This is a genomic window from Enterobacter sp. 22499, assembly GCF_052044815.1.
Classification (GTDB): Bacteria; Pseudomonadota; Gammaproteobacteria; order Enterobacterales; family Enterobacteriaceae; genus Enterobacter; species Enterobacter bugandensis.
Genome location: NZ_JBQENR010000001.1, coordinates 1,465,930 through 1,486,638, shown reverse-complemented (window position 1 = coordinate 1,486,638; position 20,709 = coordinate 1,465,930). Strand labels below are relative to the sequence as shown.

20 protein-coding genes are annotated in these 20,709 nt (G+C 57.7%); 14 read left to right on the top strand and 6 right to left on the bottom strand.

What is annotated here, in order from left to right; translation table 11 throughout:
* Positions 1-72 precede the first annotated feature (72 nt).
* Together ACTJI7_RS07290 and ACTJI7_RS07285 are read left to right on the top strand one after the other, a co-directional pair.
* The gene (locus ACTJI7_RS07290; protein ID WP_440669952.1) at positions 73-2,694 is read left to right on the top strand and encodes a DUF2339 domain-containing protein; all 2,622 of its coding nucleotides are present in this window, start codon (positions 73-75) and stop codon (positions 2,692-2,694) included.
* Positions 2,691-4,076, top strand: coding sequence for a DUF3999 domain-containing protein (locus ACTJI7_RS07285; protein ID WP_440669950.1), 1,386 nt, complete (start codon positions 2,691-2,693; stop codon positions 4,074-4,076). Before ACTJI7_RS07290 ends, ACTJI7_RS07285 begins: the two co-directional genes overlap by 4 nt.
* Positions 4,077-4,119: 43 nt before the next feature.
* Here ACTJI7_RS07285 and ACTJI7_RS07280 read toward each other — a convergent pair whose 3' ends face one another.
* Together ACTJI7_RS07280 and acpH are read right to left on the bottom strand one after the other, a co-directional pair.
* Complete coding sequence (locus ACTJI7_RS07280) at positions 4,120-4,722, bottom strand: peroxiredoxin (RefSeq protein ID WP_008503347.1); 603 nt, start codon at positions 4,720-4,722, stop codon at positions 4,120-4,122.
* A gap of 127 nt (positions 4,723-4,849) precedes the next feature.
* Entirely contained in the window at positions 4,850-5,431 is a 582-nt protein-coding gene (gene acpH / locus ACTJI7_RS07275) for an ACP phosphodiesterase (protein ID WP_047367600.1), read from the bottom strand.
* Positions 5,432-5,523: 92 nt separating this feature from the next.
* Between acpH and queA the strand changes: the two genes are divergently transcribed.
* The 7 genes from queA (at position 5,524) to ACTJI7_RS07240 (ending at position 12,189) form a co-directional block, all read left to right on the top strand.
* Positions 5,524-6,594 (top strand): tRNA preQ1(34) S-adenosylmethionine ribosyltransferase-isomerase QueA, encoded by a 1,071-nt coding sequence (gene queA / locus ACTJI7_RS07270; protein ID WP_047367601.1) that lies wholly within the window; start codon positions 5,524-5,526, stop codon positions 6,592-6,594.
* A gap of 53 nt (positions 6,595-6,647) precedes the next feature.
* Positions 6,648-7,775 (top strand): tRNA guanosine(34) transglycosylase Tgt, encoded by a 1,128-nt coding sequence (gene tgt / locus ACTJI7_RS07265; RefSeq protein ID WP_045259930.1) that lies wholly within the window; start codon positions 6,648-6,650, stop codon positions 7,773-7,775.
* A 22-nt stretch (positions 7,776-7,797) separates the two neighbouring features.
* A complete protein-coding gene (gene yajC / locus ACTJI7_RS07260; protein ID WP_000007630.1) occupies positions 7,798-8,130 on the top strand; it encodes a preprotein translocase subunit YajC in 333 nt (110 codons plus the stop codon).
* 27 nt (positions 8,131-8,157) lie between these two features.
* Positions 8,158-10,005 (top strand): protein translocase subunit SecD, encoded by a 1,848-nt coding sequence (gene secD, locus ACTJI7_RS07255; protein WP_072031998.1) that lies wholly within the window; start codon positions 8,158-8,160, stop codon positions 10,003-10,005.
* Between the two features lie 10 nt (positions 10,006-10,015).
* Positions 10,016-10,987 (top strand): protein translocase subunit SecF, encoded by a 972-nt coding sequence (gene secF, locus ACTJI7_RS07250; RefSeq protein ID WP_045259890.1) that lies wholly within the window; start codon positions 10,016-10,018, stop codon positions 10,985-10,987.
* A 141-nt stretch (positions 10,988-11,128) separates the two neighbouring features.
* On the top strand, positions 11,129-11,494 hold the full coding sequence (locus ACTJI7_RS07245) for a VOC family protein (protein WP_045259891.1): 366 nt from the start codon (positions 11,129-11,131) through the stop codon (positions 11,492-11,494).
* A 14-nt stretch (positions 11,495-11,508) separates the two neighbouring features.
* Entirely contained in the window at positions 11,509-12,189 is a 681-nt protein-coding gene (locus ACTJI7_RS07240) for a helix-turn-helix transcriptional regulator (protein ID WP_028012145.1), read from the top strand.
* A gap of 118 nt (positions 12,190-12,307) precedes the next feature.
* On the opposite strand, the gene ACTJI7_RS07235 is transcribed toward ACTJI7_RS07240, so the two are convergent.
* Positions 12,308-13,192 (bottom strand): nucleoside-specific channel-forming protein Tsx, encoded by an 885-nt coding sequence (locus ACTJI7_RS07235; protein ID WP_028012146.1) that lies wholly within the window; start codon positions 13,190-13,192, stop codon positions 12,308-12,310.
* 270 nt (positions 13,193-13,462) lie between these two features.
* On the bottom strand, positions 13,463-14,002 hold the full coding sequence (locus ACTJI7_RS07230; protein WP_232948754.1) for a DUF3251 domain-containing protein: 540 nt from the start codon (positions 14,000-14,002) through the stop codon (positions 13,463-13,465).
* Between the two features lie 150 nt (positions 14,003-14,152).
* Here ACTJI7_RS07230 and nrdR point away from each other — a divergent pair, with 150 nt between their 5' ends.
* The 5 genes from nrdR (at position 14,153) to thiL (ending at position 17,758) form a co-directional block, all read left to right on the top strand.
* The gene (gene nrdR / locus ACTJI7_RS07225) at positions 14,153-14,602 is read left to right on the top strand and encodes a transcriptional regulator NrdR (RefSeq protein WP_008503337.1); all 450 of its coding nucleotides are present in this window, start codon (positions 14,153-14,155) and stop codon (positions 14,600-14,602) included.
* Between the two features lie 4 nt (positions 14,603-14,606).
* Positions 14,607-15,710, top strand: a complete 1,104-nt coding sequence (gene ribD, locus ACTJI7_RS07220; protein ID WP_049001889.1) for a bifunctional diaminohydroxyphosphoribosylaminopyrimidine deaminase/5-amino-6-(5-phosphoribosylamino)uracil reductase RibD — start codon at positions 14,607-14,609, stop codon at positions 15,708-15,710.
* Positions 15,711-15,797: 87 nt separating this feature from the next.
* Positions 15,798-16,268, top strand: a complete 471-nt coding sequence (ribH, locus tag ACTJI7_RS07215; protein WP_006176874.1) for a 6,7-dimethyl-8-ribityllumazine synthase — start codon at positions 15,798-15,800, stop codon at positions 16,266-16,268.
* A 21-nt stretch (positions 16,269-16,289) separates the two neighbouring features.
* Positions 16,290-16,709, top strand: a complete 420-nt coding sequence (gene nusB, locus ACTJI7_RS07210) for a transcription antitermination factor NusB (RefSeq protein ID WP_006809908.1) — start codon at positions 16,290-16,292, stop codon at positions 16,707-16,709.
* A gap of 77 nt (positions 16,710-16,786) precedes the next feature.
* Entirely contained in the window at positions 16,787-17,758 is a 972-nt protein-coding gene (thiL, locus tag ACTJI7_RS07205) for a thiamine-phosphate kinase (protein WP_422711889.1), read from the top strand.
* A 49-nt stretch (positions 17,759-17,807) separates the two neighbouring features.
* On the opposite strand, the gene ACTJI7_RS07200 is transcribed toward thiL, so the two are convergent.
* Both ACTJI7_RS07200 and dxs read right to left on the bottom strand, forming a co-directional pair.
* Positions 17,808-18,782 carry an aldo/keto reductase gene (locus ACTJI7_RS07200; protein ID WP_028012150.1) on the bottom strand — a complete coding sequence of 325 codons (975 nt, stop codon included), beginning with the start codon at positions 18,780-18,782 and terminating at the stop codon, positions 17,808-17,810.
* A 61-nt stretch (positions 18,783-18,843) separates the two neighbouring features.
* Entirely contained in the window at positions 18,844-20,706 is a 1,863-nt protein-coding gene (gene dxs, locus ACTJI7_RS07195; protein WP_252014912.1) for a 1-deoxy-D-xylulose-5-phosphate synthase, read from the bottom strand.
* Positions 20,707-20,709: the final 3 nt, after the last annotated feature.

Genomic DNA, 20,709 nt, shown 5'->3' with positions numbered 1-20,709 from the left:
CCCCTTTTAAGATGGCGCAAATGCAACGATTTGTGTCAATCTTAACGGATCGTTTACGGTGAAGGTGGAAACATGGACGAGCTTTACATCCTTGGCTGTTTATTCCTGGTTTTTGCGCTGCTGGTTGCGCCCGTGCTTGCGGTTATCGGGTTTAATCGAAGCACGGCGGCGCAGCAGGAGATCGCCCGGCTACGCCAGCGCATTGAGGTGCTTGAGCAGCGCGGCGCAGCTCAGGTAGCGCCGGAGGCAGAACAGGTGCATGCGGTCACTCCGGCTGTCGTGACCGCGCCTGTGGCTGAGGACGCGCCCGCGCCTGTCGATCCCTGGCGTCCCGACATTCCCGCAGCCGAGGCAAAACCCGCTCCGGCCTCTGCGCCTGCGGCTAAACAGCCTTCTGCCTTTGGTGGCATAGTGACGTCGCTGACGCGCTGGTTTATGCAGGGTAATCCCCTGGCGAAGCTTGGCATTCTGCTGCTCTTCCTCGGCCTCTCTTTCCTGCTGCGCTATACCGTTGAACACTCCCTGTTCCCGCTTGAGCTGCGCCTGGTGGCGACGGCGCTGTTTGCCATCGTGCTGCTGGCGGTTGGGTGGCGGCTGCGGCACAAGCAGCCGATCTACGCGCTTATCTTACAGGGCGGGGCGACGGGCATTCTCTACCTGACGGTCTTCGGCGCCTTCCGGCTCTGGCAGATGCTGCCGATGACGCTGGCCTTTGCGCTACTGGTGGTGATTTGCGCCGCGAGCGTTGGGCTGGCCGTGCTGCAGAAAGCGCTGAGCCTTGCCATGCTGGCGAGCCTCGGCGGGTATCTTGCGCCGCTGCTGCTATCTACCGGGGGCGGCAGCTTTGTGGCGCTGTTTTCCTTCTATCTCCTGCTTTCCACCGGCATTCTCGCCATCAGCATCTGGCAGCACTGGCGCGAGCTCAACCTGCTCGGGCTGCTCTTTACCTTTGGCGTGGGCGGCCTGTGGGGGCTGAGTGAGTACCAGCCTGAAGACTATTGGATCTGCCAGCTGTTCCTGATTGCCAATACGCTGATATTCGGCGTGCTGAGCGTGGCGCTGTCGCTGCGGGCGCAGGAGAAAGGAAAGCAGATTATTGACGGCGTGCTGCTGTTTGCCCCGCCGCTGATAGGCTTTGGGATGCAGTACGGTATGACCCGGCACTGGGAATATGGTCCGGCCCTGAGCGCTTTGGGATACGGCGCATTTTATCTTGCCCTCGCTTTCCTTGCGCTGCGCCGCTATCCGTCCATCGGGCGACCGCTGGTGATGGCGGCGCTGGCGATCGGCGGCGGGTTTGCCACGCTTGCGATTCCGCTCGCGCTCTCCGCGCGGTGGACGGCGATGGCCTGGGCGCTGGAGGGGCTGGGCATCCTCTGGCTGGGCGTGCAGCAGCACCAGCGACGCATGAGCTATAGCGGGACGGCGCTGCTGGGGCTGGCGCTCGGCAGCGCGCTGTGGGCGCAGATGAACGGCGTTACGCCGCTGAGCCTGCTGCTTATCTTCGCCATCCTTAGCCTTTGCTGGCTGGCTGCGGCCTGGCTGTGGCGGAACCTCTTTCTGCCGGTTAGCTGGGCGCTGCTGGCAGGCGGGCTGCTGTTCTGGCTCGTGGCGCTATTTGGCGCGTCGCGGCTGGTGTTGAAGCAGGAACTGCCTGTTCTGGCAGGCGTGCTGGCGCTGACGGCGGCGTCGGTCTGGGGCTGGCGGCAGGCTGCCGTTCGTCTGGCGTGGCGGGAGCTGGATGCCAGCAAATGGCTGCTGTGGCCGCTGATGCTGGTGATGGTGGGCTATCAGCTCTCGCACCAGCAGATGTTTGCCGCCGGCTGGTCAAATCTGGCCTGGGGTATTGCGCTTCCCGCCGCGCTGATGCTGCTGCGGCGCGACGGCGCTCGTTTAGCGCCGCGCATCTCTATGGGGCTGCATCTGGCGCTGTTCTGGATGATATTACTGGCGCTGGCGGCGGAGCTTTACTGGTTTGCCCGGTCACTGCCGTGGGGCATGGCGGCCTGGGGCAGCGGGCTGGCGATGGCCGCAGGCGGCGGGGTGATTATGGCGCTCTCTGCGGCGGTGCGCCGTCGCGGGTGGCCGTTCCGGGAGTGGCCCGCGCTCTACGCGTGCATAGCACCGATCCCCGTGCTCGCGGCGCTGCTGGTATTGCTGGTGGTGACCAATTTCCAGGACGGCGTGGTTTATCGTCAGACCTGGCTGCCGCTGGTGAACCCGCTTGAAGAAGGCGCGGCGTTCGCGCTGCTGGGGCTGGTGGTCTTTTACCGGGCGGTGGATCGTTACTACCCGACGCAGCTCTCGCAGGCCCGTCCGTGGCCTGCCGTCGCGATTATGGCGTTTGGCTTCTGGTGGCTTAACGGTGCGTTGATGCGCGCCCTGGCCTGGTACGGCGACGTGGCCTGGAATATGGCGTCGCTGTGGGATTCGCGGCTGATCCAGACCACGTTTGCCCTGTTCTGGATGCTGAGCGCGCTGGTGATCATGGTCCACGCCACCCGTAGGGTTTCCCGTCAGGAGTGGCTTGGCGGTGCCGCGCTGCTGGGCGTGGTGATGGTTAAACTGATGCTGGTGGACAGCGCGGGTGGAGGCGGTCTGTCGCGTGCGGTGGCGTTTATCGGCGTGGCAATACTGGTGCTGATCGTGGGGTATTTCTCGCCGCTACCGCCCAAAACAGGAGATGAAAAATGAAATGGATGAAAGCGGTAGCTTGTACCGCTCTGCTGGCGCTTGCAGGCCCGGCGTTCTGCGACGAGGTACAAACGGAATCGCCCCGGGACTATGCCTTTGGCCGCTCGCTGGATACGTCTGCTCCTTCCCAGTGGTATCGGGTGACGCTGCCGCTCGCCGTCTATACGCAGAGCACGTCGCCGGATCTGCATGACGTTCGCGTCTTTAACCAGTCGGGCGAGCCGGTTCCTTTCAGCCTGGTCACCGCGACGCGTCCGCAGGTGGCAGCGCAATCCACGGCGCTGCGCCTCTTTCCTCTGGACGCCTCACCGCTTGCGCCTGCGCGTGGGGATGAGGGCAGCGATAAGATCCTGCTCCGTTCCGGAAACGGCGTAGAGATTGTGCTGGAGGGGCAAAAAGCCGCCGCAGCCGGGCAGCATTATCTGCTGACCCTGCCGGAGCAGGCTACGGGTGAGATTGCCCTGTCCCAGCTGCAGCTGCTCTGGAATACCCCTCAGGCGCCGTGGCAGGGAACGGCGTCGGTCTATTACAGCGAGGATCTTAAGCGCTGGTATACCCTGCGCGAGGATATGCCGCTGCTGGACGTGATGAGCGGGCAGGATCGTCTTAAGCTCGATCGGATCGATACCGATATCGTTTTGTCTCCCGATACGAATCGCTATCTCCTGGTTGTGCTGGATGCTCAGAGCCAGGGGGTGACCTTAACCGGCGTTAACGCGATTAGCGCCCCTGCGCGGGCGACGCCGGACGCGATCGATCTTGAGGGGGTAGGGGAGCAGCTATCGACAAGCGAAGCGCAGTGGCACTGGGCGCAGCCGCAGCCGCTGAGTGCTATCAGCATTTTACTGAATGGCGACGGCGTCCTTCCCGTGGAGATAGCGTGGCGGAGTACGGAAAAAGACACATGGCACCCCCTGAAAAAAGAGGTGCTTTACCGTCTGGAGGGCAAAACGTCTCCACCGGTTTCGCTTAGCGGAGGCCTGGTGCAGGCGGTGAAAATCACGACGCTGAATGCGCGCCTGCCGGAATATCTGCCGGGCGTCACCGGGCATCGTGACCGCTATGACCTGGTGTTCAACGCGCAGGGAAAAGCGCCGTACGTGCTTGCCTGGGGCAATGGCGCTGCAAAGCCTGCCAGCGTGGAACCTGACATGCTGATCCCCGCCGACCTGCGCAAAACCTATGATATGGAGCGCCTGCCGCAGGCCGACATTCTGGATGATGTCGCGTTAGGCGGCGAGGGGCGTCTGACCGCTACCTCTGCGTCCGAGCGGGAGAGCCGGATGAACGCGCTGCTGGTGTGGGGCGTGCTAATTGCGGGCGTAATTCTGCTGGCGGGAATGGCCTGGCGCATCTGGCGAGAGACGCAGCGTAAGGCATAAAAAAAGGCCCGCATAAGCGGGCCTTCTTCGTAAACCGTGCCGATTACAGGCTGGATACGTTCTCTGACAGGTATTTAGCAACGCCGTCTGGGGAAGCAGCCATACCTTCTTTACCTTTTTCCCACTGAGCCGGGCACACTTCGCCGTGCTCTTCGTGGAACTGCAGCGCGTCAACCATGCGCAGCATTTCGTCGATGTTACGACCCAGCGGCAGATCGTTCACAACCTGGTGACGAACGATGCCGTTTGCGTCGATCAGGAAGGAACCGCGCAGCGCAACGCCAGCGTCCGGATGTTCGATACCGTAAGCCTGCTGGATTTCGCGTTTGATGTCCGCAACCATCGCGTATTTCACCGCACCGATGCCGCCTTTGTCGACAGGGGTGTTACGCCATGCGTTGTGTACAAATTCAGAGTCGAAGGAGACGCCAACCACTTCCACGCCACGCTTCTGGAATTCTTCATAACGTTTGTCGAACGCGATCAGCTCAGACGGGCAAACGAAAGTGAAGTCCATTGGCCAGAAGAACAGAACGGTCGCTTTACCGTTGGTGTGCTGTTTGAAGTTGAAGTTTTCAACGATTTCACCGTTGCCCAGAACTGCTGCAGCTGTAAAATCCGGAGCCGGACGAGTTACCAGAACCATATGATTCTCCTGTAGATACTAAGGTTATTTGGAACGCAACGCGAGCCAGTATAGAGAGTGTTCGTTGATAAGACAAAGAGGTGGTGACAATCGTTCCGCCAGCTTTTACCTATCAATGATCGTGCTGTCAGAGCTGCTTGTTTTTCGCCTGCGCCATCATGCGCGGATAGAACTGCCAGAATTGGCTCTCCAGCGCATCGTAATGCTCATCCAGGTCGTACCAGGAGTCGCGCAGCGCATCCAGCCGCGGGCGACGGCTCGCCATGCCATTCAAGACATTCTGGATAAAGTCCATCTCGCGATAGCGCTCCAGCCAGCGCTCCGACCACAGGTAGTTATTCAGATTCACAAAGCGCGGCGGCGAGTCGGGCAAAATGATCGACACCTGCTGGTGGGCGTAGCGCACAAAAGCCGGCAACGGCATCTCCGGCGAGAGCTGTTCCCAGTGGCGAGACAGGAAGTGGTCCCACATCACATCGAGCGTGATCGGCGCAACGCGGCGCGTTTCAGGGCGAAACCACGCTTTCGCTTCCGCCACCTCGGGCAGATTATCAGTGATGACATCAATGCGGCGGTGCATAAAAATCCCGTCGACAACCTCGGGAGAATACGCTTCAGCGGGGTTGCCGCGCACGAAATCGGCCAGCAAATTGCCGGAAAGGGAGCTGTCAGCGAGGTGTGCGAGATGCAGGTGAGCGAGAAAATTCATGCGTTTTATTTGTCCAGTGGCGGCTAGTTGTTGCAGCAAAAGGGTGTGAGCACTAGACTATGCCGCCTGTTTTTAAGTCACGAGTATACGTCATGCGCGTCGCCGATTTCTCCTTTGAACTACCTGAATCCCTGATTGCTCACTATCCCATGCCTGAGCGCAGCAGCTGTCGCTTACTGTCACTGGATGGGCCAACGGGCGAGCTGACGCACGGTACTTTCACCGATTTGCTCGACAAGCTCAACCCTGGCGATCTGCTGGTCTTTAACAATACCCGCGTGATCCCGGCGCGCCTGTTTGGCCGTAAGGCCAGCGGCGGCAAGATTGAAGTGCTGGTCGAACGTATGCTCGATGATAAACGTATTCTGGCACATATTCGCGCTTCCAAAGCGCCGAAGCCGGGCGCGGAGCTGCTGCTGGGTGATGACGAAAGCATCAAGGCGACCATGACCGCGCGCCACGACGCGCTGTTCGAGGTGGCGTTCGACGACGAGCGCACGGTGCTCGATATCCTGAACGCCATCGGCCATATGCCGCTGCCGCCGTACATTGAGCGCCCGGACGAAGAGGCCGACCGCGAGCTGTACCAGACCGTCTACAGCCAGAAGCCTGGCGCGGTCGCGGCGCCAACCGCAGGTCTGCACTTTGATGAACCGCTGCTGGAAAAGCTGCGCGCGAAGGGCGTTGAGATGGCGTTTGTGACGCTGCACGTTGGCGCGGGCACCTTCCAGCCGGTGCGCGTGGACAGCATTGAAGACCACATCATGCACTCCGAGTATGCCGAAGTGCCGCAGGATGTGGTGGACGCGGTGCTGGCGGCGAAAGCGCGCGGTAGCCGCGTCGTGGCCGTCGGTACGACGTCCGTGCGTTCACTGGAAAGCGCCGCGCAGGCTGCAAAGCGCGATCTTATCGAGCCGTTCTTTGGCGATACGCAGATCTTTATCTACCCGGGCTATCAGTACAAAGTGATTGACGCGCTGGTGACCAACTTCCATCTGCCTGAATCGACGCTGATTATGCTGGTCTCTGCGTTTGCGGGTTATCAGCATACGATGAATGCGTACAAGTCTGCGGTAGAACAAAAATATCGCTTTTTTAGCTACGGGGACGCGATGTTTATCACGTACAATCCGCTGGCTTTGAATGAGCGTGTCGGGGAATAAGTCCGCGGCACCGTATGACAACGTTGGACTGTTTTTCTGACGTCGGAGAAAAAATGAAATTTGAACTCGATACCACCGATGGCCGCGCGCGTCGCGGTCGCCTGGTGTTTGATCGCGGCGTGGTGGAAACCCCCGCGTTTATGCCTGTGGGCACGTACGGCACCGTAAAAGGGATGACGCCGGAAGAAGTTGAAGCCACGGGCGCACAGATTATCCTCGGCAATACCTTCCACCTGTGGCTGCGTCCAGGTCAGGAGATCATGAAGCTCCACGGCGATCTGCACGATTTTATGCAGTGGAAAGGCCCGATCCTGACCGACTCCGGCGGCTTCCAGGTCTTCAGCCTGGGCGATATCCGCAAGATCACCGAGCAGGGCGTACACTTCCGTAACCCGATCAACGGCGATCCGATTTTCCTCGATCCAGAAAAGTCGATGGAGATTCAGTACGATCTCGGCTCCGACATCGTGATGATCTTCGACGAATGTACGCCGTACCCGGCAGACTGGGACTACGCGAAACGCTCTATGGAGATGTCTCTGCGCTGGGCGAAGCGCAGCCGCGACCGTTTTGACTCCCTGCAGAACAAAAATGCGCTGTTCGGCATCATTCAGGGCAGCGTTTACGAAGATTTACGCGATATCTCTGTTAAAGGTCTGGTAGAGATAGGTTTTGATGGCTACGCTGTCGGCGGTTTGGCTGTGGGTGAGCCGAAGGAAGACATGCACCGCATTCTGGAGCACGTCTGCCCGCAAATCCCGGCGGATAAACCACGATACCTGATGGGTGTGGGTAAACCCGAAGATCTGGTGGAAGGCGTACGTCGCGGCATTGATATGTTCGACTGCGTGATGCCAACCCGCAACGCGCGTAACGGTCATCTGTTCGTTACCGATGGCGTGGTGAAAATCCGTAACGCGAAGCATAAGAGTGACACCAGCCCGCTCGATTCCGAGTGCGATTGCTATACCTGTCGCAATTATTCTCGCGCGTATCTGCATCATCTCGATCGTTGTAATGAGATTTTGGGCGCGCGTCTCAATACGATTCATAATCTTCGCTACTATCAGCGCTTAATGTCTGGTTTACGCAAGGCTATCGAAGAGGGTAAATTAGAGAGCTTCGTGACCGATTTTTACCAACGTCAGGGGCGGGATGTTCCACCGTTGAACGTTGATTAATATTAATAATGAGGGAATTTGAATGAGCTTTTTTATTTCTGATGCGGTAGCGGCAACAGGTGCTCCGGCGCAGGGCAGCCCGATGTCTCTGATCCTGATGCTGGTTGTGTTCGGTCTGATCTTCTACTTCATGATCCTGCGCCCACAGCAGAAGCGTACCAAAGAGCACAAAAAGCTGATGGACTCCATCGCGAAAGGCGATGAAGTGCTGACCAACGGTGGTCTGGTCGGCCGCGTAACCAAAGTGGCTGAAAGCGGCTACATTGCTATCGCCCTGAACGACACCACTGAAGTGGTTATCAAACGTGACTTCGTAGCTGCCGTTCTGCCGAAAGGCACCATGAAGGCGCTGTAATCCCAACTTTTCCCAAAGGGAACTGCCGTGTTAAACCGTTATCCTTTGTGGAAGTACATCATGCTGGTCGTCGTGATTATCGTCGGCCTGCTGTACGCGCTTCCCAACCTGTATGGTGAGGATCCGGCCGTTCAAATCACTGGCGCGCGCGGTGTCGCCGCCAGTGAGCAAACGCTGATCCAGGTCCAGAAAACGTTACAAGAAGAAAAAATTACCGCTAAGTCTGTGGCTCTGGAAGAGGGTGCAATTCTTGCTCGCTTCGACACCACCGACACGCAGCTCCGCGCTCGCGAAGCGCTGATGGGCGTGCTGGGTGACAAATATGTCGTGGCGCTTAACCTTGCTCCTGCAACCCCTCGCTGGCTGGCTGCGCTGAACGCAGAGCCAATGAAGCTGGGTCTTGACCTGCGTGGCGGCGTTCACTTCCTGATGGAAGTGGATATGGATACCGCGCTCGGCAAGCTGCAGGAACAGAATATCGACAGCCTGCGCAGCGATCTGCGCGACAAAGGCATCCCATACACTACCGTGCGTAAAGAAGATAACTACGGCATGAGCATCACGTTCCGCGACAGCGCGGCGCGCGATCAGGCTGTAGATTACCTGACCCAACGTCACCGTGACCTGGTGATCACCTCTCAGGGCAGCAACCAGCTGCGCGCGGTGATGACCGATGCGCGTCTGAAAGAAGCGCGTGAATATGCCGTTCAGCAGAACATCAACATTCTGCGTAACCGTGTAAACCAGCTGGGCGTGGCTGAGCCGCTGGTACAGCGTCAGGGTGCTGACCGTATCGTGGTTGAACTGCCGGGTATCCAGGATACCGCGCGTGCGAAAGAGATCCTCGGTGCGACCGCGACGCTGGAATTCCGTCTGGTGAACTCCAATGTCGATCAGTCTGCCGCGGCGTCTGGCCGTATTCCGGGTGACTCCGAAGTGAAACAGACCCGCGAAGGTCAGCCGGTTGTGCTGTACAAGCGCGTGATCCTGACCGGTGACCACATCACCGACTCCACTTCAAGCCAGGATGAGTACAACCAGCCGCAGGTTAACATCTCGCTGGATAGCGCGGGTGGTAACATCATGTCTAACTTCACCAAGGACAACATCGGCAAACCGATGGCGACCCTGTTCGTGGAGTACAAAGACAGCGGTAAGAAAGATGCAAACGGCCGTGCGGTGCTGGTGAAAGAGGAAGAGGTGATTAACATCGCCAACATCCAGTCTCGTCTGGGTAACAGCTTCCGTATTACCGGTATTAGTAACCCGAACGAAGCGCGTCAGCTCTCGCTGCTGCTGCGTGCCGGTGCGCTGATTGCGCCAATTCAGATTGTTGAAGAACGTACCATTGGTCCAACCCTGGGTATGCAAAACATCCAGCAGGGTCTGGAAGCGTGTCTGGCCGGTCTGGCGGTCTCTATCCTCTTCATGATCTTCTTCTATAAGAAGTTCGGTCTGATTGCGACCTCCGCGCTGATCGCAAACCTGGTGCTGATCATCGGCATTATGTCCCTGCTGCCGGGGGCGACGCTGACCATGCCGGGTATTGCGGGTATCGTTCTGACCCTTGCGGTGGCGGTCGACGCCAACGTACTGATTAACGAACGTATCAAAGAAGAGTTGAGCAATGGTCGCTCTGTTCAGCAGGCGATTGATGAAGGTTACAAAGGCGCGTTCAGCTCTATCTTCGATGCGAACGTAACAACACTGATTAAGGTTCTTATCCTGTATGCAGTGGGTACTGGCGCGATCAAAGGCTTTGCGATTACAACCGGTATCGGTGTCGCAACGTCAATGTTTACCGCTATTGTCGGCACCCGTGCCATCGTGAACCTGCTGTACGGCGGCAAGCGCGTCAAAAAGCTGTCTATCTGAGGAGTGCGTTGTGGCACAGGAATATACTGTTGAACAATTGAACCACGGCCGTAAAGTCTGGGACTTTATGCGCTGGGACTACTGGGCCTTCGGCATTTCAGGTTTCCTGCTGATTCTGTCCATCGTCATTATGGGCGTGAAAGGCTTTAACTGGGGTCTCGATTTCACCGGTGGTACGGTCATCGAGATCTCCCTGGAAAAACCGGTCGATATGGACCAGATGCGCCTGTCTCTGCAGAAAGCGGGCTTTGAAGAGCCGCTGCTGCAGAACTTCGGCAGCAGCCGCGACATCATGGTGCGTATGCCGCCGGTGCACGATGCCAACGGCAGCCAGGAGCTGGGCAGCAAGGTCGTACAGGTCATTAACGAAACCACCAGCCAGAGTGCGGCGGTGAAGCGTATTGAGTTCGTCGGCCCGAGCGTGGGTGCGGACCTGGCGCAAACCGGCGCCATGGCGCTGCTGGTGGCGCTGATCTCCATCCTGGTGTACGTCGGTTTCCGCTTCGAGTGGCGACTGGCGGCCGGTGTGGTTATCGCCCTGGCGCACGACGTGGTGATCACCATGGGCATACTGTCTCTGTTCCACATTGAGATTGACCTGACCATTGTGGCATCCCTGATGTCCGTAATCGGTTACTCACTGAACGACAGTATCGTGGTATCTGACCGTATCCGTGAAAACTTCCGTAAGATCCGTCGCGGCACGCCGTACGAAATCTTTAACGTGTCGTTGACCCAGACGCTGCATCGTACCTTGATCACCTCCGGTACTACCCTGATGGTGATCCTGATGCTGTTCCTCTTCGGTGGCCCGGTGCTGGAAGGCTTCTCGCTGACCATGCTGATCGGTGTCTCCATCGGTACGGCGTCGTCTATCTACGTGGCGTCCGCCCTGGCACTGAAGCTTGGCATGAAGCGCGAGCACCTGCTCCAGCAGAAGGTCGAGAAAGAAGGGGCAGATCAGCCGTCCATTCTGCCGTAAGGCGACGTTTAGCGCGTTATCGGAATCCCGGTCTGTTGACCGGGATTTTTTTATCTGCTCCTGACAAACACTCCTGACAGTATGCTGTCAGGAGCCCTGCCGTAGACTCCTTCTGAACCCAAACAACAGGCAGGAGGATGTATGAAAAGCGTAATTAACTGGTTTGAAATTCCGGTTTCGGATATGGATCGCGCCATCAAATTTTATGAGCCGGTGATGCAGCTCGCGCTGCGTCGCGAGAAAATGGACATTGCCGAGCTGGCGGTTTTCCCGCATGAGGATCCCGCAACCGGAGGAGCGCTGGCAAAATTTGACGGCGTTACGCCCTCTTTGCAGGGCGCTATTATTTACCTGCATACTGACAATCTGGCGGCCACGCTCGATCGCATTGCCTCTGCGGGCGGCGAGTGCGTGTTTGGCCCGCTGGAACTGCCGCATGGTATCGGCACTATCGCACTGTTTACCGACAGCGAGGGTAACCGCGTCGGCCTTCATCAACCTGCCTGAGAGCGAATGACGTTATGACCCGACGCGCTGACCGTTTGTTTCAGATTGTGCAGATCCTGCGGGGCAGGCGTCTGACAACGGCAGCGCATCTGGCGGACCGGCTTGGCGTGTCCGAGCGCACGGTCTACCGCGATATCCGCGACCTGTCGCTTTCCGGCGTGCCGGTGGAAGGCGAGGCGGGAAGCGGATATCGGCTGATGTCGGGTTTTGACCTGCCGCCGCTGATGCTGACAAATAAGGAATCCGAAGCGCTGATGGTCGCGATTCGCCTGCTCAAAACCTGGGGAGGTGAATCGCTGTCGCGCGAGCTGGAGTCGGCCCAGGAGAAGGTGCTGGCTATTCTGCCCGAGGAGAGCCGCAGAAAGGCGGAGCAGACGCGGATCTACGCCCCGGATTTTTGCATGCAAAGCCACTCCCGCAGCGATTTTGACATGATCCATCAGGCGATTTCCGCTCAGCGCGTATTGGCGCTGCATTATCGTGATGAAGCCGGGCTGCTCTCAAAACGTGAGGTACAGCCGCTGGGGTTATTCTTCTGGGGGGAGCGCTGGCTGCTGGCGGCATGGTGTGAACGGCGCGATGACTACCGCTGTTTCCGGCTCGACCGGTGTCTCAATGTTGTAATGACGGAGAGGCGGTTCAGTGAGAGTGCGGACAGGTCTTTGGCGGATTTTTTGCGCAAGGTGAAGCAGTAAAAAGCCGGGTGGCGAGGTAAAAGCAAAACGGCAACGATGTTGCCGTTTTTTGTGTTTGCGCCCTCTCCCGTGGGAGAGGGAAGGGGTGAGGGCACCAGCCCGCACAATCCCGCATTGATTAGAAGTTGTAACCCACGACCAGGTAACCACCCCAGCCGGTAGAGCGGACGCTAAAGTCGCCGTTACCGAAGTTCAGGCTCGCGTCGTCGTTCCACTGGCCACCGTTGTGCCAGTAACGCGCAACAACAGAGTAGTGCCAGTGATCGTAGTTCAGCGCCAGGATGTGGCTGGAGGCGATGGAATCGTTGGTACGCGCTTTCTTGCCGTTCAGGTCACGGAAATCGTCGTCGCCCAGGTCTGAGCCCCAGTCAAAGTTAGTGAAACCGATGTAGCTCAGATTACCGCCCCACAGCTGGGTAATTGGCACGAAGTATTTCACTTTGAAACGGTAGCCGTCCCACTCGTTTTCATTCGCTGCGCCGTAGTTCTGCCACTGGTATTTTGCATACACGTTCAGGGACAGGCTCATCGGCAGGCCGGTGTCAATGTCAGTACCCAGACCCATATACCAGGTGCTCTGACGACCGGACTTATTGCGGCCCATGTCGTAGATGTAGTTGTTCGCGAAGTACCACTCTTTGAACGGACCAAACGCCAGGCTGGTACCGGTCAGTTTGTCGATGGAGAAGCGCGGTTCAATCTCCATGAACAGTGGGGAACCGTGGTTCCAGATACCTTTTGCATCGGTGTTACCACCGAAGAACACAGGCGCATCCATATAGCCGTAGAAATCAAACCAGTCTTTCTTGGCGAACGCTTCATATTCCAGGTAGGTATCGTTGCGGATCTGCGGTCCGAAACGGGTGTGGTAGCTGCCTACCACGTTAACGCTCTGGTGCCACCAGTCGGATAGGTATTGTGGTTTCTCGTTTTCCGCTGCGTTAACAGTGAAAGAGGAGGACAGTGCCAGAACTGCACCGGCTGCGAGTAATGTTTTTTTCATAATCATGCCACTGATTGAAATTCCCTTCCGGGAGTGAAAAATGCGCGAATTGCGTTTCTAAATATTTCGTGTTTCTGCGGTGCCTATTATAGGAATCCCTGCTCACAAAAATATGTGTTGTTTCACATATCTCTCACACGCGTAATCGATTGCGTTCACGTTTGCGTACTTTAAACGGCCGGGATTGTAGCGGCAATCATTTCTGTTGCCAATCCATACGAAATGTAAATGTTAGCGGAGTGACATTTCACTCCGCTCAAAAGGAAGGGATTACTGCGCGGCAGGTTGGATGTCGTGAATGCGGATAAAGCCTAACTGCTCAGGCGTAAGTCCGCTTAGCTGAAGTGGAATATCCACATCGCTGGGCGCTAACACGCTGGCCGGAGCGGTGAACAGCTGGTTCTTCACGTTCACCTCCTGGTAGCTCTCCGTGGTGCCCTGGATCTGGCCCCACTCTACGGTGCCGCTGAAGGCGGGCAGCGGCTCGTTGGACTCACCGTGAATACGTAATGTTGCGCGCGTACCATCCGCATTCGCCGCCACATTCACCAGAGACATCTTCAGCGCGCCAATCTGGCTATTAAGCAGGGCAGGCGTATTCGCTCCAGGCAGCAGATATACCCCGCTGGTGGATTTGGCGTTCAGCGCGTTTTGCTGGGTGATCTTCACCGTTTCTTTGTTCAGTTTGTCCATCGCCGTGTTGAGCGTATTCACGCTTTGTTTCATCTGGCGGACTTCGGTTTGCTGTGCACAGGCACTAAGGGTGAAGAGGCTCCCCACCAGTAAAATTTTCAGGTAACGTCTTGTCATAGCGTTTATTCCTTGAAATGACGGATCCCCATAATGGTAGCCAGCAACGTACCGCCAGACATAGATCCTTTATCTCAAAAGCTCCTCCTTTGTTGTCAGGCCAGATCAGGGTAAAATGAAAATCAGTTAACCAGATAACAGGGATACCGTATGCATTGCCCATTCTGCTCCGCTGTGGATACCAAAGTCATCGACTCTCGCCTTGTGGGCGAAGGGTCTTCTGTGCGCCGTCGTCGGCAGTGTCTGGTGTGCAACGAGCGTTTCACGACCTTTGAGGTTGCAGAGCTGGTAATGCCGCGCGTGGTAAAAAGTAACGACGTGCGCGAGCCGTTTAACGAAGAGAAACTGCGCAGTGGAATGCTGAAGGCCCTCGAAAAACGGCCCGTCAGCGCGGATGACGTCGAAATGGCGTTAAATCACATTAAATCTTACCTGCGTGGCTTGGGCGAGCGTGAAGTGCCGAGCAAAATGATCGGTAACCTGGTGATGGAGCAGCTGAAAAAGCTCGATAAGGTCGCCTATATCCGCTTCGCCTCTGTCTACCGCAGTTTCGAAGATATCAAAGAGTTTGGCGAAGAGATCGCCCGCTTACAGGATTAAGCCCATGCAGGATGAGAAGTACATGGCACGAGCCATGAAGCTGGCGCAGCGCGGTCGTTTTACCACTCACCCTAACCCCAACGTCGGGTGCGTTATCGTGAAAGATGGCGAGATCGTGGGGGAAGGGTTTCACTATCGCGCAGGCGAGCCGCATGCTGAAGTGCATGCCCTGCGTATGGCGGGGGAGAAAGCGCGAGGCGCGACGGCCTACGTGACGCTGGAGCCATGCAGCCACCACGGGCGCACGCCGCCGTGCTGTGAAGCGCTGATTGCGGCAGGGGTTTCGCGCGTGGTCGCCGCTATGCAGGATCCTAACCCGCAGGTGGCGGGCCGCGGCCTGTATCGTCTGCAACAGGAAGGGATCGACGTCAGCCACGGCCTGATGATGCAAGATGCGGAAGCCATCAACAAAGGCTTCCTGAAGCGCATGCGCACCGGCTTCCCGTTTATTCAGCTCAAGCTGGGCGCCTCGCTGGACGGGCGTACGGCAATGGCGAACGGTGAAAGCCAGTGGATCACCTCGCCGCAGGCAAGGCGCGATGTGCAACGTCTGCGTGCGCAAAGCCATGCTATCCTAACCAGCAGTGAAACCGTTCTGGCTGACGATCCTGCCATGACCGTGCGCTGGGATGAGCTGAATGCCGATACCCAGGCGCTTTATCCGCAGGAGAACCTGCGCCAGCCGCTGCGCATTATTATTGATAGCCAGAACCGCGTGACCCCGGCGCACCGCATCGTGCAGCAGCCGGGTGAAACCTGGATTGCGCGCACCAAAGAAGATACGCGTGAATGGCCGGAAGGCGTGCGCAGCATTATGGTGCCGGAGCATAACGGACATCTGGATCTCGTGGTGCTGATGATGTTGCTCGGCAAGCAGCAGGTGAACAGTATCTGGGTCGAAGCCGGTCCGACGCTCGCGGGCGCGCTGCTCCAGGCGGGGCTGGTGGATGAACTGCTCGTCTACGTTGCGCCTAAACTGTTAGGTCATGACGCGCGCGGCCTGTTTGTGCTGCCTGGCCTTGAAAAACTGGCCGACGCACCGCAACTCACATTCAGCGAGATTCGTCCGGTGGGTCCGGATGTCTGCCTCCATTTAACGACAGCGTAATTGCTCCCGAAATAGGGAAGCAGTGCGCAAAGTATTATGATAAAATCCGCCCCCCTGCGGGGCCAAATGAACCCGTAAAGGAAGAGTATGAACATTATTGAAGCTGCTGTAGCTACCCCGGACGCTCGCGTCGCCATCACCATTGCGCGTTTCAACAACTTCATCAACGATAGCCTGCTGGAAGGTGCGATTGACGCCCTGAAACGTATCGGCCAGGTTAAAGATGACAACATTACCGTTGTTTGGGTTCCAGGCGCTTATGAACTGCCACTGGCGGCGGGCGCGCTGGCGAAAACCGGTAAATACGACGCGGTGATTGCGCTGGGTACCGTTATTCGTGGCGGCACTGCGCACTTCGAATACGTTGCGGGCGGTGCAAGCAACGGTCTGGCACACGTTGCGCAGGATGCTGAAATTCCTGTCGCGTTCGGCGTGCTGACCACCGAAAGTATTGAACAAGCCATCGAACGTGCTGGCACCAAAGCCGGTAACAAAGGTGCAGAAGCTGCACTGACCGCGCTTGAAATGATCAATGTATTGAAAGCCATTAAGGCCTGATTTTTTTGTAAGGGGAATTCCGTGAAACCTGCTGCTCGTCGCCGCGCCCGTGAATGTGCCGTCCAGGCACTTTACTCCTGGCAGTTGTCCCAGAACGACATCGCTGATGTTGAATACCAGTTCCTGTCAGAACAGGACGTGAAAGACGTTGACGTTCTGTACTTCCGTGAACTGCTGTCGGGAGTGGCGACTAATAGCGCGTATCTCGATGGCCTGATGAAGCCATACCTGTCCCGTTTGCTCGAAGAGCTGGGTCAGGTGGAAAAAGCAGTGTTGCGTATCGCGCTGTTTGAGCTGTCTAAACGTGATGATGTGCCGTACAAAGTGGCCATCAACGAAGCGATCGAACTGGCGAAAACCTTCGGCGCTGAAGACAGCCATAAGTTCGTTAACGGCGTACTTGATAAAGCCGCACCTGCGATCCGTCCCCACAAAAAGTGATCCGCAAACCGGAGTTCTGCATTGCCTGACGGGCAGTGCGGCTCCGGTTTTTTCTTTTATTTGCTGAGGCATAACGTATGGCATGCGGCGAATTCTCCCTGATTGCCCGTTATTTCGACCGTGTCAGAACCTCTCGTCTTGATGTTGAAACCGGCATTGGCGATGACTGTGCACTTCTCAATATTCCTGAAAAGCAGACGCTGGCAATCAGCACCGACACCTTAGTGTGCGGACGTCATTTCTTACCTGATATCGATCCTGCCGATCTGGCGTATAAAGCGCTGGCGGTCAACGTCAGCGATCTGGCGGCAATGGGCGCCGACCCGGCCTGGCTGACGCTGGCTCTGACGCTGCCGGAGGTGGATGAAGCCTGGCTTGAAGCGTTCAGCGATGCGCTGTTTGAACAGCTGAACTACTACGATATGCAGCTGATTGGCGGCGATACGACTGCCGGGCCGCTGTCGATGACGCTGGCGATCCACGGCTATGTGCCGCTCGGTCGCGCGCTGAAGCGCTCGGGCGCTAAACCGGGCGACTGGATCTACGTGACCGGTACACCGGGAGACAGCGCGGCAGGGCTGGCGATCCTTCAGGAACGCTTAAACGTGACGGACGCTGACGATGCGGCGTATCTGGTGAAGCGCCACCTGCGCCCGACACCGCGTATTCTGCACGGTCAGGCGCTGCGCGAGCGGGCCAGTTCGGCTATCGATCTCTCTGACGGTCTCATCTCGGACCTCGGCCATATCCTGAAGGCCAGCGGGGTGGGCGCGCGCGTTGACCTGGATCTGTTCCCGCTTTCGGAGCAACTGCTTCGCCATGTGGAGCCTGAGCAGGCGCTGCGCTGGGCGCTCTCCGGTGGGGAAGACTACGAGCTGTGTTTCACGGTGCCAGAGTTGAACCGTGGAACGCTGGATGTGGCATTGGCCCATCTTGGCGCAAAGTTTACCTGCATCGGTCAGATCATGCCGGAGAGTGAAGGGCTGAAGTTTGTGAAAGACGGTGCGCCCGTTACGCTGGACTGGAAAGGGTACGATCACTTCGGGTAAGTTTGTGCGCTCAGTATTGCCGGGTAAGCGTACGCCACCCGGCAAGTGTTTACTTAAACCCCACCACCGGATGCTGCTGATACGGCGTCTCCAGCTCGGCAACCTGCTCCGGCGTCAGCGATAAATCCACCGCGCTTAACAACTCGTCGAGCTGTTCTTCCCGCGATGTACCAATAATCGGTGCGGCGACACCCCGCTTGCCCAGCAGCCACGCCAGCGCCACCTGCGCGCGCGTTGCGCCGATATCGTCGGCGATCCCGGCTAAACGTTCGGCAATCAGCGCATCGCTGGCTTCGGTACCGGAATAAAGATTTTTACCCACTTCATCCGATACCAGCCGCGCCGTGGTTTCTCCCCACGGACGAGTTAAGCGTCCGCGCGCCAGCGGGCTCCACGGGATCACCGCCACGCCTTCCTGGTAGCAGAGCGGCAGCATCTCGCGTTCTTCTTCCCGGTAAATCAGGTTGTAGTGATCCTGCATGGTGACAAAGCGTGCCCAGCCGTGCTGCGCCTGGAGATCGAGCGCCTGAGCAAACTGCGACGCGTGCATTGACGACGCGCCGATATAGCGCGCTTTACCCGCTTTCACGACATCGTTCAGCGCTTCAAGGGTTTCTTCAATTGGCGTGTTGTAATCCCAGCGGTGAATTTGCAGCAGGTCGACGTAATCCATGTTCAGGCGTCTGAGACTGTCATCAATGGAGCGCAGGATCTGCGCGCGAGAGAGGCCTTCAGCCAGATCGCCTGACGGGTAATACACCTTGGTGGCGACCACAATCTCATCCCGACGAGCAAAATCACGCAGAGCGCGGCCCACAATCTCTTCGCTGCTGCCGTCAGAGTAGCTGTTGGCGGTATCGAAGAAGTTGATGCCGCCGTCTATGGCGCGCTTGATGATAGGGCGGCTGCTCTCTTCCGGCAGCGTCCAGGCGTGATTTCCCCGGTCAGGCTCGCCAAAGGTCATGCAGCCCAGGCAAAGCCGGGACACCCTGAGGTCCGTTTTTCCTAATGTCGTGTATTGCATGGTTCCGCTCCTGCTGTTTAAACAATACGTTTAAGCATAGCAGGAGCGGAAAAGGGAGGGATCAGGCCAGCCAGCTGCGGATTCTGGCTTCGATACCGGCGGCGTCCAGGCCGATGTCGGTGCGCGCCTCGTCCTGTGTGCCTTGCGGGATGAAGTGGTCCGGCAGGCCGAGGTTCAGCACCGGAACCAATTTACGGTTCGCCATCAGCACTTCGTTAACGCCGCTGCCCGCACCGCCCATGATGGCGTTCTCTTCCAGCGTGACCAGCACGTCATGGCTTTCCGCCATGCTCAGAATCAGAGATTCATCGAGCGGCTTCACAAAGCGCATATCCACCAGCGTCGCGTTCAGGGTTTCAGCGACTTTTGCCGCTTCCGGCATCAGCGTACCAAAGTTCAGGATCGCCACTTTTTCGCCGCGACGTTTCACCAGACCTTTACCGATGTCCAGTTTTTCCAGCGGCTGAAGTTCAACGCCCAGGGCATTGCCGCGCGGATAGCGTACCGCGCAGGGGCCGTCCTGATAGTGGTAGCCGGTATACAGCATCTGACGACACTCGTTTTCGTCGCTTGGCGTCATGATGACCATGTCCGGAATGCAGCGCAGGAAGGAGAGGTCAAACGCCCCCTGGTGCGTCTGGCCGTCGGCCCCCACGATGCCCGCGCGATCGATAGCAAACAGCACCGGCAGCTTCTGGATGGCAACGTCATGGATCACCTGGTCGTAGGCGCGCTGCAGGAAGGTGGAGTAAATCGCCACCACCGGCTTGTAGCCGCCAATCGCCAGGCCCGCCGCGAAGGTGACCGCGTGCTGCTCGGCAATGGCGACGTCAAAATACTGGTCCGGGTATTTTTTGGAGAACTCGACCATGCCGGAGCCTTCACGCATAGCAGGAGTGACCGCCATCAGCTTGTTATCTTTTGCCGCCGTCTCGCACAGCCAGTCGCCAAAGATTTTTGAGTAGCTCGGCATTCCGCCGCTGCTTTTCGGCAGGCAGCCGCTGGTATGGTCGAATTTGGGCACCGCGTGGAAGGTGATCGGATCTTTCTCCGCCGGTTCGTAGCCACGCCCTTTTTTGGTCATGATATGCAGGAACTGCGGGCCTTTCAGGTCGCGCATGTTTTTAAGCGTGGTCACCAGACCCAGCACATCGTGCCCGTCCACCGGGCCGATATAGTTAAAGCCCAGCTCTTCGAACAGCGTGCCCGGCACGACCATGCCTTTGATGTGTTCTTCGGTACGCTTGAGCAGCTCTTTGATCGGCGGCACGCCGGAGAAAACTTTTTTCCCGCCTTCCCGCAGGGAGGAGTAAAGCTTGCCGGAAAGAAGCTGCGCCAGATGGTTGTTCAGCGCGCCGACGTTCTCGGAGATCGACATTTCGTTATCGTTGAGGATAACCAGCATGTCCGGCTTGATATCGCCCGCGTGGTTCATGGCTTCAAAAGCCATCCCGGCGGTGATGGCCCCGTCGCCAATCACGCAGACGGTACGGCGCTGCTTATTCTCTTTCTCGGCGGCAACGGCAATACCGATGCCCGCAGAAATGGAGGTCGAGGAGTGGCCGACGCTCAGCACGTCATACTCGCTCTCACCGCGCCACGGGAACGGGTGCAGGCCGCCCTTCTGACGAATGGTGCCAATTTTATCGCGACGTCCGGTCAGAATTTTGTGCGGATAGGCCTGGTGGCCCACGTCCCAGATAAGCTGATCGAACGGCGTGTTATAGACGTAATGCAACGCCACGGTCAGCTCAACCGTGCCAAGCCCGGAGGCGAAGTGGCCGCTGGAGCGGCTAACGCTGTCGAGCAGGTAACGACGCAGCTCGTCACACAGCTTCGGCAGACTCTCTTTCGGCAACAGACGTAACTCCTGGGTGGAGTCAACTAACGCCAGTGTCGGGTATTTGGCAATATCAAAACTCATCAA

Coding starts and splice junctions, on each gene's coding strand:
- ACTJI7_RS07290 (WP_440669952.1), top strand. CDS start 73: ATGGACGAGCTTTACATCCTTGGCTGTTTATTCCTGGTTTTTGCGCTG.
- ACTJI7_RS07285 (WP_440669950.1), top strand. CDS start 2,691: ATGAAATGGATGAAAGCGGTAGCTTGTACCGCTCTGCTGGCGCTTGCA.
- ACTJI7_RS07280 (WP_008503347.1), bottom strand. CDS start 4,722: ATGGTTCTGGTAACTCGTCCGGCTCCGGATTTTACAGCTGCAGCAGTT.
- acpH (WP_047367600.1), bottom strand. CDS start 5,431: ATGAATTTTCTCGCTCACCTGCATCTCGCACACCTCGCTGACAGCTCC.
- queA (WP_047367601.1), top strand. CDS start 5,524: ATGCGCGTCGCCGATTTCTCCTTTGAACTACCTGAATCCCTGATTGCT.
- tgt (WP_045259930.1), top strand. CDS start 6,648: ATGAAATTTGAACTCGATACCACCGATGGCCGCGCGCGTCGCGGTCGC.
- yajC (WP_000007630.1), top strand. CDS start 7,798: ATGAGCTTTTTTATTTCTGATGCGGTAGCGGCAACAGGTGCTCCGGCG.
- ACTJI7_RS07245 (WP_045259891.1), top strand. CDS start 11,129: ATGAAAAGCGTAATTAACTGGTTTGAAATTCCGGTTTCGGATATGGAT.
- ACTJI7_RS07240 (WP_028012145.1), top strand. CDS start 11,509: ATGACCCGACGCGCTGACCGTTTGTTTCAGATTGTGCAGATCCTGCGG.
- ACTJI7_RS07235 (WP_028012146.1), bottom strand. CDS start 13,192: ATGAAAAAAACATTACTCGCAGCCGGTGCAGTTCTGGCACTGTCCTCC.
- ACTJI7_RS07230 (WP_232948754.1), bottom strand. CDS start 14,002: ATGACAAGACGTTACCTGAAAATTTTACTGGTGGGGAGCCTCTTCACC.
- nrdR (WP_008503337.1), top strand. CDS start 14,153: ATGCATTGCCCATTCTGCTCCGCTGTGGATACCAAAGTCATCGACTCT.
- ribD (WP_049001889.1), top strand. CDS start 14,607: ATGCAGGATGAGAAGTACATGGCACGAGCCATGAAGCTGGCGCAGCGC.
- ribH (WP_006176874.1), top strand. CDS start 15,798: ATGAACATTATTGAAGCTGCTGTAGCTACCCCGGACGCTCGCGTCGCC.
- thiL (WP_422711889.1), top strand. CDS start 16,787: ATGGCATGCGGCGAATTCTCCCTGATTGCCCGTTATTTCGACCGTGTC.
- ACTJI7_RS07200 (WP_028012150.1), bottom strand. CDS start 18,782: ATGCAATACACGACATTAGGAAAAACGGACCTCAGGGTGTCCCGGCTT.
- dxs (WP_252014912.1), bottom strand. CDS start 20,706: ATGAGTTTTGATATTGCCAAATACCCGACACTGGCGTTAGTTGACTCC.